Source organism: Kocuria sp. U4B, from assembly GCF_054875615.1.
Map to the genome: position 1 here is coordinate 756,617 of NZ_CM142180.1, position 14,932 is coordinate 771,548.

The 14,932-nt window shown below is 74.7% G+C and carries 17 protein-coding genes and 3 tRNA genes; 7 read left to right on the forward strand and 13 right to left on the reverse strand.

What is annotated here, in order from left to right; translation table 11 throughout:
• Positions 1 to 6 precede the first annotated feature (6 nt).
• The 3 genes from ACYSMR_RS03540 to ACYSMR_RS03550 form a co-directional block, all read right to left on the reverse strand.
• Positions 7 to 795: an alpha/beta hydrolase gene (locus tag ACYSMR_RS03540; RefSeq protein ID WP_309125056.1), complete on the reverse strand. Its 789-nt coding sequence runs from the start codon at positions 793 to 795 to the stop codon at positions 7 to 9.
• A complete protein-coding gene (locus ACYSMR_RS03545) occupies positions 702 to 1,535 on the reverse strand; it encodes an alpha/beta fold hydrolase (protein WP_461747396.1) in 834 nt (277 codons plus the stop codon). Before ACYSMR_RS03545 ends, ACYSMR_RS03540 begins: the two co-directional genes overlap by 94 nt.
• A 120-nt stretch (positions 1,536 to 1,655) precedes the next feature.
• Positions 1,656 to 2,852: a glutamate--cysteine ligase gene (locus tag ACYSMR_RS03550; protein WP_461747397.1), complete on the reverse strand. Its 1,197-nt coding sequence runs from the start codon at positions 2,850 to 2,852 to the stop codon at positions 1,656 to 1,658.
• A 380-nt stretch (positions 2,853 to 3,232) separates the two neighbouring features.
• Here ACYSMR_RS03550 and ACYSMR_RS03555 point away from each other — a divergent pair, with 380 nt between their 5' ends.
• Both ACYSMR_RS03555 and ACYSMR_RS03560 read left to right on the forward strand, forming a co-directional pair.
• Complete coding sequence (locus ACYSMR_RS03555; protein ID WP_461747398.1) at positions 3,233 to 4,303, forward strand: TerC family protein; 1,071 nt, start codon at positions 3,233 to 3,235, stop codon at positions 4,301 to 4,303.
• Between the two features lie 93 nt (positions 4,304 to 4,396).
• Positions 4,397 to 4,747, forward strand: coding sequence for a helix-turn-helix transcriptional regulator (locus ACYSMR_RS03560; RefSeq protein WP_461747399.1), 351 nt, complete (start codon positions 4,397 to 4,399; stop codon positions 4,745 to 4,747).
• A gap of 136 nt (positions 4,748 to 4,883) precedes the next feature.
• Here the strand turns inward: ACYSMR_RS03560 and ACYSMR_RS03565 are convergent, their stop codons facing one another.
• Entirely contained in the window at positions 4,884 to 7,067 is a 2,184-nt protein-coding gene (locus ACYSMR_RS03565; protein WP_461747400.1) for a heavy metal translocating P-type ATPase, read from the reverse strand.
• Between the two features lie 336 nt (positions 7,068 to 7,403).
• Between ACYSMR_RS03565 and ACYSMR_RS03570 the strand changes: the two genes are divergently transcribed.
• Both ACYSMR_RS03570 and ACYSMR_RS03575 read left to right on the forward strand, forming a co-directional pair.
• Entirely contained in the window at positions 7,404 to 7,793 is a 390-nt protein-coding gene (locus ACYSMR_RS03570; protein WP_251331929.1) for a hypothetical protein, read from the forward strand.
• Between the two features lie 133 nt (positions 7,794 to 7,926).
• Positions 7,927 to 8,457, forward strand: a complete 531-nt coding sequence (locus ACYSMR_RS03575; protein ID WP_251332076.1) for a GNAT family N-acetyltransferase — start codon at positions 7,927 to 7,929, stop codon at positions 8,455 to 8,457.
• Between the two features lie 66 nt (positions 8,458 to 8,523).
• Here ACYSMR_RS03575 and ACYSMR_RS03580 read toward each other — a convergent pair whose 3' ends face one another.
• A complete protein-coding gene (locus tag ACYSMR_RS03580; protein ID WP_251331930.1) occupies positions 8,524 to 8,760 on the reverse strand; it encodes a hypothetical protein in 237 nt (78 codons plus the stop codon).
• A gap of 54 nt (positions 8,761 to 8,814) precedes the next feature.
• Positions 8,815 to 9,252 (reverse strand): hypothetical protein, encoded by a 438-nt coding sequence (locus ACYSMR_RS03585; RefSeq protein WP_251331931.1) that lies wholly within the window; start codon positions 9,250 to 9,252, stop codon positions 8,815 to 8,817.
• 312 nt (positions 9,253 to 9,564) lie between these two features.
• Between ACYSMR_RS03585 and ACYSMR_RS03590 the strand changes: the two genes are divergently transcribed.
• The 3 genes from ACYSMR_RS03590 (at position 9,565) to ACYSMR_RS03600 (ending at position 10,858) form a co-directional block, all read left to right on the forward strand.
• The gene (locus tag ACYSMR_RS03590) at positions 9,565 to 9,996 is read left to right on the forward strand and encodes an OsmC family peroxiredoxin (protein WP_461747401.1); all 432 of its coding nucleotides are present in this window, start codon (positions 9,565 to 9,567) and stop codon (positions 9,994 to 9,996) included.
• A gap of 181 nt (positions 9,997 to 10,177) precedes the next feature.
• The gene (locus tag ACYSMR_RS03595; protein ID WP_461747402.1) at positions 10,178 to 10,456 is read left to right on the forward strand and encodes a hypothetical protein; all 279 of its coding nucleotides are present in this window, start codon (positions 10,178 to 10,180) and stop codon (positions 10,454 to 10,456) included.
• A gap of 93 nt (positions 10,457 to 10,549) precedes the next feature.
• Positions 10,550 to 10,858 (forward strand): hypothetical protein, encoded by a 309-nt coding sequence (locus ACYSMR_RS03600; RefSeq protein WP_461747403.1) that lies wholly within the window; start codon positions 10,550 to 10,552, stop codon positions 10,856 to 10,858.
• Here the strand turns inward: ACYSMR_RS03600 and ACYSMR_RS03605 are convergent.
• The 7 genes from ACYSMR_RS03605 to gltX all read right to left on the reverse strand — a co-directional run bounded on the left by ACYSMR_RS03605 (position 10,782) and on the right by gltX (position 14,906).
• Positions 10,782 to 11,765: an NAD(P)/FAD-dependent oxidoreductase gene (locus ACYSMR_RS03605; RefSeq protein ID WP_461747404.1), complete on the reverse strand. Its 984-nt coding sequence runs from the start codon at positions 11,763 to 11,765 to the stop codon at positions 10,782 to 10,784. The two genes, ACYSMR_RS03600 and ACYSMR_RS03605, sit on opposite strands and share 77 nt — an antisense overlap.
• Entirely contained in the window at positions 11,762 to 12,130 is a 369-nt protein-coding gene (locus tag ACYSMR_RS03610; RefSeq protein WP_461747405.1) for a hypothetical protein, read from the reverse strand. The genes ACYSMR_RS03605 and ACYSMR_RS03610 overlap by 4 nt, the downstream gene beginning before the upstream one ends.
• Before the next feature lie 98 nt (positions 12,131 to 12,228).
• Complete coding sequence (locus tag ACYSMR_RS03615; protein WP_309125845.1) at positions 12,229 to 12,564, reverse strand: hypothetical protein; 336 nt, start codon at positions 12,562 to 12,564, stop codon at positions 12,229 to 12,231.
• A 151-nt stretch (positions 12,565 to 12,715) separates the two neighbouring features.
• A tRNA-Glu gene (locus ACYSMR_RS03620) sits at positions 12,716 to 12,791 on the reverse strand.
• Between the two features lie 147 nt (positions 12,792 to 12,938).
• Positions 12,939 to 13,014 (reverse strand) — tRNA-Glu (locus ACYSMR_RS03625).
• 70 nt (positions 13,015 to 13,084) lie between these two features.
• Positions 13,085 to 13,156: transfer RNA gene (locus ACYSMR_RS03630), tRNA-Gln, on the reverse strand.
• 235 nt (positions 13,157 to 13,391) lie between these two features.
• The gene (gene gltX / locus ACYSMR_RS03635; RefSeq protein ID WP_251331938.1) at positions 13,392 to 14,906 is read right to left on the reverse strand and encodes a glutamate--tRNA ligase; all 1,515 of its coding nucleotides are present in this window, start codon (positions 14,904 to 14,906) and stop codon (positions 13,392 to 13,394) included.
• Positions 14,907 to 14,932 lie beyond the last annotated feature (26 nt).

Genomic DNA, 14,932 nt, shown 5'->3' on the forward strand with positions numbered 1-14,932 from the left:
GAGGGCTCAGCGCGAGAGCGTCCGCACGCCGTCCACGACGGCCTCGTGCACGCGCGGGTCGCTGAGCGGCAGGAAGTGCCCGCGGGTCTCCAGCTGCACGTTGCGCGCCCCCTCCAGCCTGCTGCCGCCGGGGATGTGCGGATCGAACCGGCCGTAGATGGACACGATGTGCTGGTCCACGTGCCGGCTGGACGTGAGCTCGGTGAGCTCCGGGGAGTGCGGCAGGAACACGCGGATCGCCGGGAGGGGCAGCAGGTAGGCGAGCTTGGACCCGGTGAAGGGGGTGTTGATCGCCACGAGGCCCTGGATCGCGGTCGCGTCGTTGTGGTGGGACAGCAGCCGCTTGCCGATCAGCCCGCCCTTGCTGTGGGCCACGAGCACGCAGCGCTCGATGCCCTCGTCCCGGATGTGGCGGTCCACGAGCCGGGCCATCTCCTCGATGGTCCCGGTGTTGTACTTCAGGTCCTCGACGACGTGCACCCCGTAGCCGTGCCCGCGCAGCAGCTCGGCCACGGGCAGCAGGAACGTCCAGCTCTCGTAGATGCCGGGGATGAGCACGACGGCCGGTCGGTCCGGGGCGCCCCGGCGGTAGCCGAGGGGGTCCGGCCGGCGCAGGAGCCCGGAGGCCTGCCAGCGCAGGGCGTAGGCGTAGTCCCTGGCCCAGGCGGCGAGGTTGCTGCCGGTCTCGGCGGCCCCTGCGGTCAGGCGCCGGGGAAGCCGGTCGGGGAGGCGCTCGGGAAGTCCGTGCGGGGCCCGGGGCGACGGGCGGCGAGGAGGGCGAGGAAGGGTGCGCATGCGGCGGCGAGCTCCTGGGGTCGGGTGTGCTGGACGGCGTGGGCGCCGCCGGGGATCTCGAGGAAACGGGCGTCGGGCGCGGCGCGGGCCAGGCGCTGCGCCCAGGGCCGGGGGGCGATCGGGTCGTCGGCCCCGCGGGCCACGAGCCCCGGCGCCGCGCAGCCGCGGATGTCGTCCTCGATCCGGTCGGCCAGCATGTGGCGCGTGGTGCGCAGGTAGCGCAGCGGTCCCATCCGGAGGTAGTTGCGGAAGATCACGGCGTTGGTCGGCGGCGGCTCGCGCAGGGTGTCCTGCAGCAGCCGCCGGCCCTGGGCCAGGGCGGTGCGCGCGTCCGGGTCCACGGTGGGCCCGATCAGCACGTAGCCCGCGCACAGTCCGGGGTGGTCCTTGACGGTGTCCACCACGATCTGGCAGCCCATGGAGTGGCCGACGACGACGGGCGCGTCCAGCCCCAGCGCGGCGATCGTGCCGGCCGTGATCTCGCCGAGCTCCTGGACGTCCAGCGGGCGCTCCGGCCGGGGTGTGGTGCCGTAGCCGGGCAGGTCGAGCGCGTAGACGTCGTGGTCGGCCGCGAGCACGTCGGCGAAGCGCAGGAAGTACTCCCCCGACACGCCGATGCCGTGCACGAGCACGACCGGCGGGCGGGCGCGGTCGAAGGTGCCGCGGACGTCGACGGTGCGGGCGCCGACGGCGAGGCGCCGCCTCGCCAGAGCGGGGTGCTTCGCCGGGGGTCGGGGCACGGTGTTCTCCTCGGGGTCGGGAACGGAGGGTCGGGAACGGAGGGTCGGGATCGGGGGTGGGATCGGGGGCGGTGCGCCGGCGGCCGCTGTCACGACCGTGGCCGGCTCACCGGGCACCGCTCAGCGGTGGGTCGCCGCGACGGCGGCGTGCACGACGTCGCGCGGCTCCCCCCGGGCGGCACGGGCCTCCCGCTGGCGGCGGGCGCCGCTGCCGTCCCGCAGGACGGACGCCACCACGGACTCGACGTGCTGCTGCTCGCCGCTCGCCGCCAGGGCGGGGCGCACGTGCTCGAGCAGTTCCGCGACGACCTCCCCGGCGGGGGCGGGAGCCTGGGAGGCGGGGCTGACCAGCGGACCGTCGGGTCCGGCCATGCTGGCCTGCCACGTCCACGCGCTCAGCTGCGCGGCCCCGACCGGTGCCGCGGGCAGGCCGGCCCGCCACTGCCGGGCCGCGGTCTCGACGAGGGCCCGGACCAGGGCCGCCAGCACCCCGGCGTGCTCGGCGTCGAGGCACACGTCCGCGATGCGGACCTCCACGGTGGGAAAGCGGGCGGAGAGCCGGGCGTCGAAGTAGAGCATGCCCCGGTCCAGCGGCACGCCGGAGCGCAGGAGGGCGGCGCAGCGCCGCTCGTACTCCTCCGCGGAGCCGAAGCGCTCCGTGGGCCCGGCGGTGGGCCAGCGCAGCCACGCCTGGTAGCGGAAGCTGCTGAACCCGGTCTCCCGGCCGTACCAGAACGGGGAGTTGGCGCTGAGCCCCAGCACGACGGGCAGCCAAAGCCGGATCCGGTCCAGCACGGCCACGCCCTCGTGGGGGCCCGCCACGCCCACGTGGACGTGGAACCCGCAGGTGAGCTGCTCGGCGGCGATCAGCCCGAACCGCTCCTGGATCCGGCGGTAGCGGGGCTCGGGCACCAGGTGCGGCAGGGCCGGGGAGACCGGGGAGGCGAGCGCGACGACGCGGGCGCCCACCTCCCGGGCGGCGGCGTCGGCGAGGGCACGGCCCCGGCGGATGGCGGTGATCTGGTCGGCGAGCCGGGTCACCGGGGGCCCGGCCACCTCGAGCTGTTCCTGCTGCAGCTCCGTGGTGACCTGGTGCCGCGGGGCAGGAGCGCGCCCGCGCACCCGCTCGGCGTGGCGGCGCACGACGAGGCGGCTCACGGCCAGCGGGTCGAGGGTCTCGGCGTCCACGAGGAGCAGCTCCTCCTCCACCCCGAAGGTGCGGAGGGGGCCCGCCGCGGGCGGGGCCTCGGGCCCGGCCGTGGGCGAGAGCGCGGGAGAGGGTCCCGCGGGGTTCGGGTGCTGGAGAACGGTCGTCACCACCATCGGGGCTCGAGGAGAGCGGTGGGGGCGGGCACCTGCCACGGGCCCGTCGTCATCGCCGAGCTGCCTGGTCAACTCACGAGGAGCGTAGCACCGGGAACACCGCCGGCGGTGGTGCAGCCGGTGAAGAGCCCGGGAGCCCGGCCCGGCGGCGCCGGGCACGCCGGGCGAGCGCGGTGGAGGCCCTGCCACCGGCCACGACGCCCGCGGCACCCCTTGACGCAAAGCATGAACTGCGCTTCACTGTTCGGTACAGGGAGGGGAGTATCCCACCGACGTTCCGCCGTCACTTCGACCCCGTGGGCGGGGTCCGGCGGGGCGGGCCCCGCCGCGGGCCGGGAGAGACCTCCGATCGGATCGATCGGGAGGTTCTCGTGATGGATGTGCCGTTGTGGGTCTGGGCCGCGGTGGTCGGCTTCATCGTGGTGATGCTGGCCGTGGACCTGTTCGCCCACCGCCGCGCCCACGTGATCGGGGTGGCTGAGGCGGCCGTGTGGTCGGCGGTGTGGGTGGCCTTCGGGGTCGGCTTCGGGGTGCTGGTGTGGCTGCGGTGGGGGGCGGAGTACGGGCAGCAGTACTTCTCCGGATACCTGATCGAGAAGTCCCTGGCCGTGGACAACGTGTTCGTGTGGGCCATCGTCTTCAGCCACTTCGCCGTGCCGCGGGCGTTCCAGCACCGGGTGCTGTTCCTGGGCGTTCTCGGGGCGCTGGTGCTGCGCGGGGTCTTCATCGCCGCCGGGGCGGTGCTGATCCAGCACTTCTCCTGGATCCTCTACGTCTTCGCCGCGTTCCTGCTCTACACCGGGTGGCGGATGATCCGTCAGCGCCACGAGCACCTGGACCCCGAGGCCTCGACGGTGCTGCGCGGCTTCCGCCGGTTCGTGCCGATGACCGAGGCCTACCACGGCCAGCGGCTGCTCGTGCGCCGCGACGGGGTGCTGCTGGCCACCCCGCTGCTGGCGGTGCTGGTGCTGATCGAGGTCACCGACGTGGTCTTCGCCGTGGACTCCATCCCGGCGATCTTCGCCGTCACCGAGGAGGTGTTCCTGGTCTTCACCGCCAACGCCTTCGCGATCCTGGGGCTGCGGGCGATGTACTTCCTGCTGGCGGACCTGATCCACCGGTTCGTCTACCTCAAGATCGGGCTGGCCCTGGTGCTGATCTGGGTGGGGATCAAGATGCTGCTGAAGATCGACGTGTTCTACATCCCCACCAGCATCTCCCTGGCGGTGGTCGCCACGATCATCACCGTCTCCATCCTCGCCAGCCTGGCCGCCACCCGCGGTGCGGGCCGCCGCGCCCTCCCCACCCCGGCCGACCCGCCCTTCCGGGTGGCCACCGCCGCCGAGGACGCCGCCCTGGAGCCCGTCTGGCCCCGCCGCCGGTCCCCGCACCCGGAGCGGGACGGCCGGCACCAGGACCGGCAGCACGGGGGAGACCTCCGCTGACCTCTGCCCCGCCCCGCCCCCACCGCCGCCCGTCGGCCCGATGGGTGCCGGCGCGGTGGGCGCGGACGGCGCGGGGCGAGCAGAATGGTCGCCATGACCCCGGACCAGCACGACGCCGCCCCGCCGGTCCAGCGCCCGGCGTGGACGTTCCTCACGAACCACGGACACGTCCTCCTGGCCGTGGCGCAGGCCGAGGACGCCCGGGTCAGCGACATCGCGGCGCGGGTGGGGATCACCGTGCGGACCACGCTGGCGATCCTCAAGGAGCTGGAGGAGGCCGGCTACCTGGCACGGCGGCGCGTGGGCCGGCGCACCCACTACACGGTGGACGGGCACCGGCCGTTCCGGCACCCGGCGATCGCCGCGCACGAGGTCGGGGAGCTGCTGTCGATCTTCACGGCGCAGCCCACGGCCCCGGCCGGTGAGGACCGTTCGGGGCCGTGAGCCTGCGGTGACGACGCCCCGGCCCCGCGGTGCCGGTGCGTCCCGGACGACCGCCGATCAGGGCCGCCCCGGCCGGGACGGCGGCCGGGCGAGGGCGGCCAGGAGGAGCTCGGGTGGCGTGGGCCGGGGGTCCTCCTCACCTCCTCGGGGTCGGGCTCCGGTGGGCCCGGGCTGCCGGCTCCGCCGCGGCGGCGGGCGCGAGGCGGGCGGGGTCGAGGTCGATCCGGCGCAGCAGCTGGGCGTTGAGCGCCACGACGATGGTGGACAAGGACATCAGCACAGCCCCGACGGCCGGGGAGAGGACGATCCCGGCCGGGGCCAGCGCTCCCGCGGCGAGGGGGACGGCGACGACGTTGTAGCCCGCCGCCCACCCCAGGTTCTGGACCGCCTTGCGGTAGCTGGCCCGGGAGAGGTCGATCATGGACAGCACGGCACGGGGGTCGTTGCCGGCCAGGACCACCCCGGCGGACTCCACGGCCACGTCGGTGCCGGCGCCGATGGCGATGCCGACCTCCGCCCGGGCCAGCGCCGGGGCGTCGTTGACGCCGTCCCCGACCATGGCGACCGTCGCCCCGCGGCGCTGGAGCTGCGCGACCTCCGCGTCCTTGTCCCGCGGCAGGACCTCGGCGAAGACCTCGTCGATGCCCAGCTCGCGCCCCACGGCCTCGGCCACCTGACGGGCGTCCCCGGTGATCATGGCGACCCGCACGCCGCGGTCCTGCAGGGCGGCCACGGCCGCGCGGGACTCCTCGCGCACCGCGTCCTCCAGGGCCAGGGCACCGATCACGCGCCCGTCGCGCAGGACGTGCAGCACGCCGGCGCCGCGCCCGGCCCACTCGCCGGTCGTGCCCGCGATCTCGGCGGGGATCTCCACGCCCAGCTCGCGGAGCATGTTGGGCCCGCCCACGGTGATCTCGGACCCGTCGACGACGGCGCGCACGCCGCGGCCGGTCACGGAGCTGAAGCGGGCGCCGCGCCGGGCCTGCCGGGCGGCCCCGGGGTGGCCGGCGGCGGCCGTGACGACGGCGCGCGCGACGGGGTGCTCGCTGTCGGCCTCGGCCGCGGCGGCCAGCGCCAGCAGCTCGGCCTCGGAGACCCCGGGGACGACGGCCGCGCCGGTGACGGCGTGCCGGCCCTCGGTGAGGGTGCCGGTCTTGTCGAAGAGCACCACGTCGATCGTGCGCATCCGCTCCAGCGCCAGGCGGTCCTTGATCAGGACGCCGGACCGGGCCGCGCGCTCGGTGGAGATGGCGATGACCAGCGGGATGGCCAGCCCCAGGGCGTGCGGGCAGGCGATGACCAGGACGGTGACGGTGCGCACGACGGCGCCGTCCACGTCGCCGAGCAGCACCCAGACCAGGAAGGTGACGGCACCGGCCGCCAGGGCGAACCAGAACAGCCACGCGGCGGCGCGGTCGGCCAGGGCCTGGGCGCGGGAGGAGGACTCCTGGGCGGCGGCGACCATGCGCTGGATGCCGGCCAGCGCGGTGTCCGCGCCCACGGCGCCGATCCGCACGCGCACGGAGTTGTCGGTGGCCACCGTCCCGGCCACCACGGTGTCCCCGGGACGGCGGCCGGCGGGCCGGGACTCGCCCGTGATCATGGACTCGTCGAACTCGGCCTCGCCGTCGACGACCTGCCCGTCGGCCGGGACGCGGGCCCCCGGGCGGACGAGGACGACGTCGCCCACCGCCAGCTCCGCGATCGGGACGGTGACGACGCCGGCGTCGGTGACCTTGTCGGCCCGGTCGGGCAGCAGCGCGGCCAGGGCGTCGAGGGCCCCGGAGGCGGCGCCCAGGGCGCGCATCTCCATCCAGTGGCCCAGGAGCATGATGACGATCAGCAGGGCCAGCTCCCACCAGAAGTCCAGGTCGAAGCCGCCCACGCCCAGCGTGGTGACCCAGGACGCGACGAAGGCCACGGTGATGGCCATGGCGATCAGCAGCATCATGCCCGGTCGGCGGGCCCTCAGCTCGGTGAGCGCCCCGCGCAGGAACGGGGCCCCGCCGTGGAGGAAGATCACGGTGCCCAGGACCGGGGGGATCCAGGCCGACCCGGGGAACACGGGGACGTGGTAGCCCAGCAGGTGGGAGAGCATCGGACTGAAGGACACCACGGGAACGGCCAGCGCGAGGGAGAGCCAGAACCGGTGCTTGAACATCGCCGTGGAGTGCCCGGCGTGCTGGCCGTGGGCGTGGACCTGGCGCTCCTCGTCGAGGCCCGAGTGGGCGTGGTCGTGGGGCATGGCCTGCCCGTGGGTGGCGGCGTCGGCGGCGTGTCCGCCGTCGTGCCCGGGACGGGAGTGGGACGGGGTGGTCATCGGGGGCTCCTCGGTCGTCGGTGGAGCTGGTGCACTGCCCCGAAGTTATACCCCCTAGGGGTATGAATCAAGGGTGCGGCGGCACCCCCGGGGCACCTCGCCCCGCCCGCCACGACCACCCGGCCGGGGGCGCACGCACCCCGGGAGCCGGCACGGAGGGTCCGCGACGCCGGCCGCACGGGAGCTCGGCGGGCACCGCCGGGCCGGACTTGAACAAGGAACAACAGGGGGCTTAGTATTTTCCTGCGCCTCGACAGGCAGTGGGCTTAGTGTTCCGCTGCGCGGCCGGGCCGCCGCGCGGCCGCCCGGCCGCGCACCCCCCGAAGGAGCAGCCCCGTGAACAAGATCTCCGTCCTCGTCGAGGTGGACCTCGACGGCCAGTTCGTCCGCGTCAACGTCACGGGGGCGCTCACCGCGATGAACCAGCAGGGCCTGCACCCCGTGCTCCGCCGGGCGCGCACGATGCTGCCGGACGCCACGGTCACCGTGGACCTCACGTGCGTGCGCGAGCTGGAGCCGGTCGCGGTGGACCTGCTGCGCCGGGCCGTGGAGCACGAGGACCACCTGCGCGGCGCCGTGGAGCTCCTCCTGCCCCGGGAGGCGCCCGCGGAGGCCGCCGCGTCCGCGCTGGACGCCCGCCGCCGGCTGCGCGCGGAGGTGCTGCGGCGCCGCTCCGCCGCCCTTCCCGTGCCGCTGCCCGAGCTGGAGCTCGACACCGCCTCCTGAGCCCCCGCCCCGCGGGAGGCCCCCGGAGGCTCCCACCCGGAGCCGCGTCCGCCCCGGCGGCGGTACCGTCCGCCCGGCGGGAGCCGGCCGGACGTTCTCAGGAGGATGCTCTACCCTGTTCCGGGTGTTGACGATGCGCACCCTGACCGCCGGAGACCGGGCGGTGATCGCGGAGTTCCTGCTGAGCGACCCCGCGCACACGAGGATCTGCTTCGACCGCGAGCCGGTCCCCGAGGACGCCGACGCGCTCCTGTCGTCGGCCGCCTACGGCGCCGGGGCCCCCGCCCACGCTCTCGTGGGAGCGTTCGACGCCGGCGGGACGCTCGTCGGGCTGCTGGACTGGGTGGCCCGCTGGCCGACCCCGGCCAGCGGCTACGTCGGACTGCTGCAGGTCCGTCCGGGACGCCGCGGGGCAGGGATCGGCACCGCCCTGCTCGCCCACGCCCAGGACGCCGCCCGGGCACAGGGGTGCCGCCAGCTGATGCTGTCGGTGATCGCCCGCCATCGCGAGGCCCGCACGTTCTGGTGCCGGCAGGGCTTCCAGCTGCTCAGCGCGCACCGGGAGCGGACGGCGGGGCCACTGGAGGCCGTGGTGATGCACCGCCCGATCCCGGCCCGGGGGCCGGAGGAGCACCACGGGCTCGGCGCGACCCTGTCCGCCTGAGCACGGTCCGCCCTGCCACGACGGAGGTCGTCTCCCGCGCCCGGGAGGGCCCCTCGTGTCGGCCGGTCAGTGCCCGGAGGCCAGCCGCGCCGCCTCCTCGATGATCTCCTTGCGCAGCTCCGAGTCCACCCGCACGGTGCCCCCGTCGCTCGTCCGGGCCGTGTGGAGCTCCTTGGCGTCGACGGGGTCGGCGGCACTCCCGCCCGCCGCGGAGGACGTCGGCAGCGCCTTCAGGCGGCGGCGCTTCTTGGCGGCCCGGTAGGTCAGGGAGCCGGCCGGGGTCCGCTGGGCGAAGTCGCTCATGGGCCCCCTCCTCTCGTGCGCGCGCGCCCGCCCGTGGCGGGTCGTGGCCCCACTCTACTCCGGGCCGTCGCCGGTGTCGTCGGCCCGTCCCCACTGCGCGCGCACGTGCTTCTCGATCGCGGCCCCCACGGCCTGGAACATCGCGCTGTCCTGCGGGGGCGGCCGCCACGAACCGGGCTTCTTGAGCTCGTTCAGGACCTTGAGCCCGGCCAGCTGGCGCACCGGGTGCTCGTCGTCGGCCGCGGCGTCGAGGGCCCACTCCACGCGCTTCCACCACTGGTCGGCACGGTAGACCTGGAAGGCCACGAGGACCACGGCCGCCGGGATGAAGGCCGCGGCCACCTTCCAGACGTCCCCGAGCACCGCCCACGAGTGCGCGCCCCAGCGCCCCTGGGACACGTTGAGCCAGGTCACGGCCACCGAGAGCGTGCCGGCGACGAGCAGCCCGGCAACGAGCAGCATGGTCCAGGACAGCCGTCCGGCGAGGCCCATCGCCCCTCCCTTCCCGACGGCCCTCCCGGACCCACCGGGGAGGGCCCTCGTGTCGTCGCCCACGGCCCCATGAGACCGTCCGGTGCGGCCCCTGGCCGGGCGCCACGTCGCGTTGTTCGAAGATGTGTTCGAACAACACGATACCGGATCCGGGGTGACGTTGGCCGGAGGACGAGGCGGCCGACTCGCCGGGACCGGTTCCCCGGGACGGCGCAGCCGTCACATCAGCAGCCTGATCGGTTACCGTGGCAGGCAGCGCCCCCGGCGCCGGCAGGCGGAGCGCCCGCCTGCCGTGGATCTTCAGGAGGAACCATGCCCAAACCCGTCATCAGCACGGCCAGTACCGTCTGGAACGGCGATCTCTTCAACGGCTCGGGCACCACCGGTCTGTCCGGCTCGGGCCTGGGCCCGTTCAGCGTCGACTGGAAGGCCCGTGCGGAGGAGGGCCCCGGCGCCAAGACCAGCCCCGAGGAGCTCCTCGCCGCCGCCCACGCCACGTGCTACTCCATGGCGCTGTCCAACGGCCTGGCGCAGAACGGCACCCCGCCCACCCAGCTCGACTCCTCCGCCGAGGTCACCTTCGTGGCCGGTGAGGGCATCAAGGGCGTCAAGCTCACCGTCCGGGCGCAGGTGGAGAACGTCTCCGCGGAGGACTTCGTCCGCCTCGCGGACGAGGCGAAGTCCGGCTGCCCGGTCTCCCAGGCGCTCGCCGTGGACATCACCGTGGACGCCTCGCTGGTCTGACCCGCACCGTCCGCCGGTCCGGGAGGAGCCCGGACCGGCGGACGAGCCGGACGGGGCGTGCCGCCGGGAGGACCGCCGGTCGCCGAGGAAACATGTGGAGGCAACCGTCCCGCAACATCGCCGTCACGTGGTCGGGGCATCCTGGGCCTGTTCCCGCCCCCTCCCCCGAAGGACGTGCGCCGTGCTCGACCGCCTCGATCTCCAGATCCCCGACCCGACCACCCTCTCCCCCGGCGACGAGGTCGACGTCTGGTCGCACCGGACCCTGCTCTGGGCCGGCGTCGTGGAGCAGACCGCCCCCGAACTGGGCGTGCTGTGGATCCGGGAGGCCCGCAACGGCACCCGGCGGCTGCTCTCCACGGCCGAGCACCGCCTGACCCGCCGCCCGGCCGTCACGGCGGTCACCGAGGACGGTCCCTCCCCGGCCCACGAGGAGGCCGCGCGCCGCTGGGCCTGGTGAAGGGGCCGGCCGGCGGCCGCAGGACGCACCGGAGGGACGGAATGCGCTCCCTCACGCACGGCCGTTTGCCTCGGGGACCCGGGCTTCCGGACCATGAGGTCACAGGACGACAACGGCGAGGAGACGACCGTGCGCGACGAGACACCGGACGACGGCGAGGGCTCGGCCCGGGCCCGGGTGCTGTGCCGCGCCGTGCGGCGGGCCGGGATCGCCCCCCGGGAGGTCTGGTTCCGCAGCTTCATGCTGGGCAGCGAGGTCGGCGAGCTGGAGGTCGACGCCTACCTCCACGGGTGCCTGCGGCTCCCGCCCTCGGACCAGGAGCTGCTCACCCGCGCGATCGCCCAGCTGCTCGGCGGTCGTCCACCGCACGGCGGAGGTCCTCGGCCATCAGATCGGTGTTGATGGCGGTGGCCGTCTTCAGCCCCGCCGCCGCGGCGGCGAGCACCTGCGCGTGCAGGTCCGTGACGTTGCCCGCCACGTAGACCCCGGGGACCTCGGTGCCGCCGGTGGGCGCGGAGGGAACGTAGGTCCCGTCCACGTGCCCGTCGCTGTGCTCCTCCTCGAGGTCCATGCCCAGTGCCGCGACGACGTCCGAACGCACCGTGAAGCGCGGGACCACGACGACCGCACGGCACGGCACCCTCTCCCCCGAGGCCAGCCGCAGCCCGGTGATCCCGTCCTCGCCCGCCTCGACGGCCGCGACCCGCTCGGCGACCACCTCGATGTCCCGGGCGGCCAGCTGCTCCAGCGCCTCGTCGTCCGGCCAGGGGGCGGTGTGCTGCACCCACGTCACGTCGGCGCTCCACTGCCGGAACAGCAGGGCCTGCTGCACCGCCGAGGGAGCGGTCGCGAGGACGGCCATCGGCTGGTCCCGCCACTCCCAGCCGTGGCAGTAGGGGCAGTGGACGACGTCCTTGCCCCAGCGCTCGGCCACCCCGGGAACCTCCGGGAGCTCGTCCACCAGCCCGGACGTCAGCAGCAGCCGGCGCGCCGACACGCACCGGCCGTCCGCGAGCTCCACGCGGAAGCGGGGAGCCTCGTCGGAGCCGCTCAGGGCCTCGGCGGAGACCACCGTGCCGGACACGCACTCGCCGCCGTAGCGGGCGACCTCGGCGCGCCCGTCCTCGAGCAGCGCCTTCGGGGAGTTCCCGTCGCGGCCGAGGTAGTTGTGCATGTGCTCGGCCGGGTCGTTGCGCGGCGCCCCGGCGTCCACGACCAGCACGGTGCGCCGGGCCCGGGCGAGGCACAGGGCGCCGGCGAGGCCCGCGGGCCCTCCGCCGACCACCACGACGTCGTAGACCTCCCTCATCGCGCGCTCCGTCCGTCGGGCCGGCGCGCGGCGGCCCAGGCGGTGAGCCACCCCAGCTGCACGAGGCCGTCGAAGAGGTAGACGCGGCTGATCCGGCCCGTCCCGCCGTAGACGGCGTCCACGGCCCCCAGCGTGGCCGAGGTGCCCAGTCCGATCCGCCGCGCCTGTGCGAGCGCGTCGGCGGAGGCCCCCGCGGAGAGCTGGACGGCGCCGTTGCCCACGAGCAGGCCCGCCACCGTCCGCGCGAGCCACCGGTCGGCCTTCGGCCCGGAGACCGCTTCGAAGCTGCGCATGTGCACGAGCGGCCAGGCGCCGCTGAGGATGTTGAACGCGCCGTGGGCGCGGGCGAGTGATCTGGGGTGCATGGCCGTCCTGTCGGGGGATCGGAGGGGCGCGGGACCGGGCCTGCGCATGGTCGGGGTGCGTAGGGCCGGCTCAGCGGGGCTGGGTCGGCGGATCCGGGTCAGCGGGGCTGGGTCGGGTTGAAGGGAGTGCCGTGGGAGGGCGGGTTGATCGGCGGGCCGGAGGTCGCGGGCGAGACGGGCGAGCCCTTCCCGCCCTGGGTGGCCTCCGGGGTCTCGGCGGACACACCGCTCGGCTCGGCGCCGGAGCGCAGCTCCTCGAGGCGGCGCTCGAGGAGCTGGACCACCGGCAGCCGGTTGCCGTGCGCACGCTCGTAGCGCAGCACCTGGTCGACTCCGGCCTCGTCGAGACCGCGCACGTGCGTGGCGAGCACGCCCGTGGGCAGGTGGTCGTAGTCGGGAAGCGGGAGGTCGTCGTGCTGAGGGGTGTCGCTCACGTCAGCTCCTTTGCTCGTCGGCGACGGGGCCCGGCGCCGGTCCTGGACTGTCCTGCCACGCTAACAGGGGCGGAGCCAAGAAGTAAGGCTGCTTGTCGATGTGCGGAGGTGAAAAAAGCCCCCCGGACCGTGTGGTCCGGGGGGCTTCTCGTGGTGACCCCAGCGGGATTTGAACCCGCGTTACCGCCGTGAGAGGGCGGCGTACTAGGCCGCTATACGATGGGGCCCTGCCGTGCCGGTCCGCGGCTTCCCGCGACCGGCCTCGTACACTGTACCAGGTTCCGGGGGCGGATCCGAACTCCGCGGACCGCGGGGGGCGAGCACTCCGCACCCATGGAAGAAGCCCCCGGACCGTGTGGTCCGGGGGCTTCTCGTGGTGACCCCAGCGGGATTTGAACCCGCGTTACCGCCGTGAGAGGGCGGCGTACTAGGCCGCTATACGATGGGGCCGTGTCGCCCGGTGCCCCGGCGGGTGCCGGAGGAACCGATCGGTGCAGCTCCACCCGGAGGTGGAGCAGCGCTGGGATACCAGGACTCGAACCTAGAATGACGGTACCAGAAACCGTAGTGTTGCCAATTACACCATATCCCACTGTCGTCCCCGGCCCTGCGGTCTCCCGCACCGACCGGCGCAACGCAAAAGAACTATACCGGTCCCGGGGGCGGTCGGCAAATCGGGTCGTCCCCCACCGGCCGCGGTGCTCCACCGGTTGCCGGGCGGCGTCCCCTCCGGGGGCCGGCTCCGGGAGGGGGCGCCGCCCGGCGACGACGACGGCCCGGCCTCCCCGCGCAGGGGAGGCCGGGCCGTCGTCGGGCGGTGCCGGCGCTCAGCCGAGCTCGGCGGCCAGCGTCCGCAGGCGGGCGAGCGAGGAGTCCTTCCCGAGGATCTCCAGGGACTCGAACAGCGGCGGGGAGATCCGCCGTCCGGACACGGCGGTGCGCACGGGGCCGAAGGCCAGGCGCGGCTTGATGCCCAGCCCGTCCACGATCGCCTCGCGCAGCGCGGTCTCCAGGGCCGGGGCGCTCCAGTCCTCGAGGGGCTCCAGGGCGCCCAGGGCGGCGCGCAGGACGTCGCCGGCGGAGTCCTTGAGCTGCTTGCGGGCGTCGTCGGCCACCTCGATCGCGTCGTCGGCCGCGAAGAGGAAGGACAGCAGCTCGGGGGCCTCCCCGAGCAGGTTCATCCGCTCCTGGACCAGCGGGGCCGCGCGGTCGAGGATGTCCTCCTCCCGCTCGTCGAGGCTCTCCCCCAGCACGCCTGCGGCCTGCAGGTACGGGACCAGCCGGTCCCGGAAGTCACGCGGGTCGAGCCTGCGGACGTGGGTGCCGTTGATGGCGGTCGCCTTCTTGAGGTCGAAGCGCGCCGGGTTGGCCAGGACGTGGCGCACGTCGAAGTTCGCGACGAGCTGCTCGACGGTGAAGACGTCCTCGTCCGCGGACAGGGACCAGCCGAGCAGGGCGAGGTAGTTGAGCAGGCCCTCGGCGATGAAGCCGCTGTCCCGCAGGTGGAAGAGGCTCGACTCCGGGTCCCGCTTGGACAGCTTCTTGTTGCCCTCCCCCATGACGTAGGGCAGGTGCCCGTACGCGGGGACGTACTGGGCGACGCCGATCTCCACGAGCACCCGGAACAGCGCGAGCTGCCGGGGCGTCGAGGAGAGGAGGTCCTCCCCGCGCAGCACCTGGGTGATCTCCATGAGGGCGTCGTCCACGGGGTTGGTGAGGGTGTAGAGCGGCTGGCCGTTGGCGCGCACCACCACGTAGTCCGGGACGGACCCGGCCTTGAAGACGATCTCCCCCCGGATCAGGTCCTCCACCACGATGTCCTCGTCCGGCATGCGGAAGCGCAGGACGGGCTCGCGGCCCTCCGCCCGGTACGCCGCCACCTGCTCCTCGGTGAGGTCGCGGTCGAAGTTGTCGTAGCCCAGCTTGGGGTCGCGCCCGGCCGCCCGGTGGCGGGCCTCGACCTCCTCGGGGGTGGACCAGGACTCGTAGACGGCGCCGTGCTCGAGCAGCTTCCGGGCGACGTCCCGGTAGAGGTCCAGGCGCTGGGACTGCCGGTACGGCCCGTGGGGCCCGCCCGTCTCGACGCCCTCGTCCCAGTCGATGCCCAGCCAGCGCAGCGCCTCGAGCAGCTGCTGGTAGCTCTCCTCCGAGTCGCGCGCCGTGTCGGTGTCCTCCACGCGGAACACCATGGTGCCGCCGGTGTGGCGGGCGTGGGCCCAGTTGAACAGGGCGGTGCGGATCAGCCCGACGTGGGGCGTGCCCGTCGGGGACGGGCAGAAGCGCACGCGCACCGGGGTGGCGTCGGGGTCGGAGGCGGCCGGGGTGAGGGGCTCTGCAGTCATGGCTCTTTCGTGGAGTTCGCGGGTGT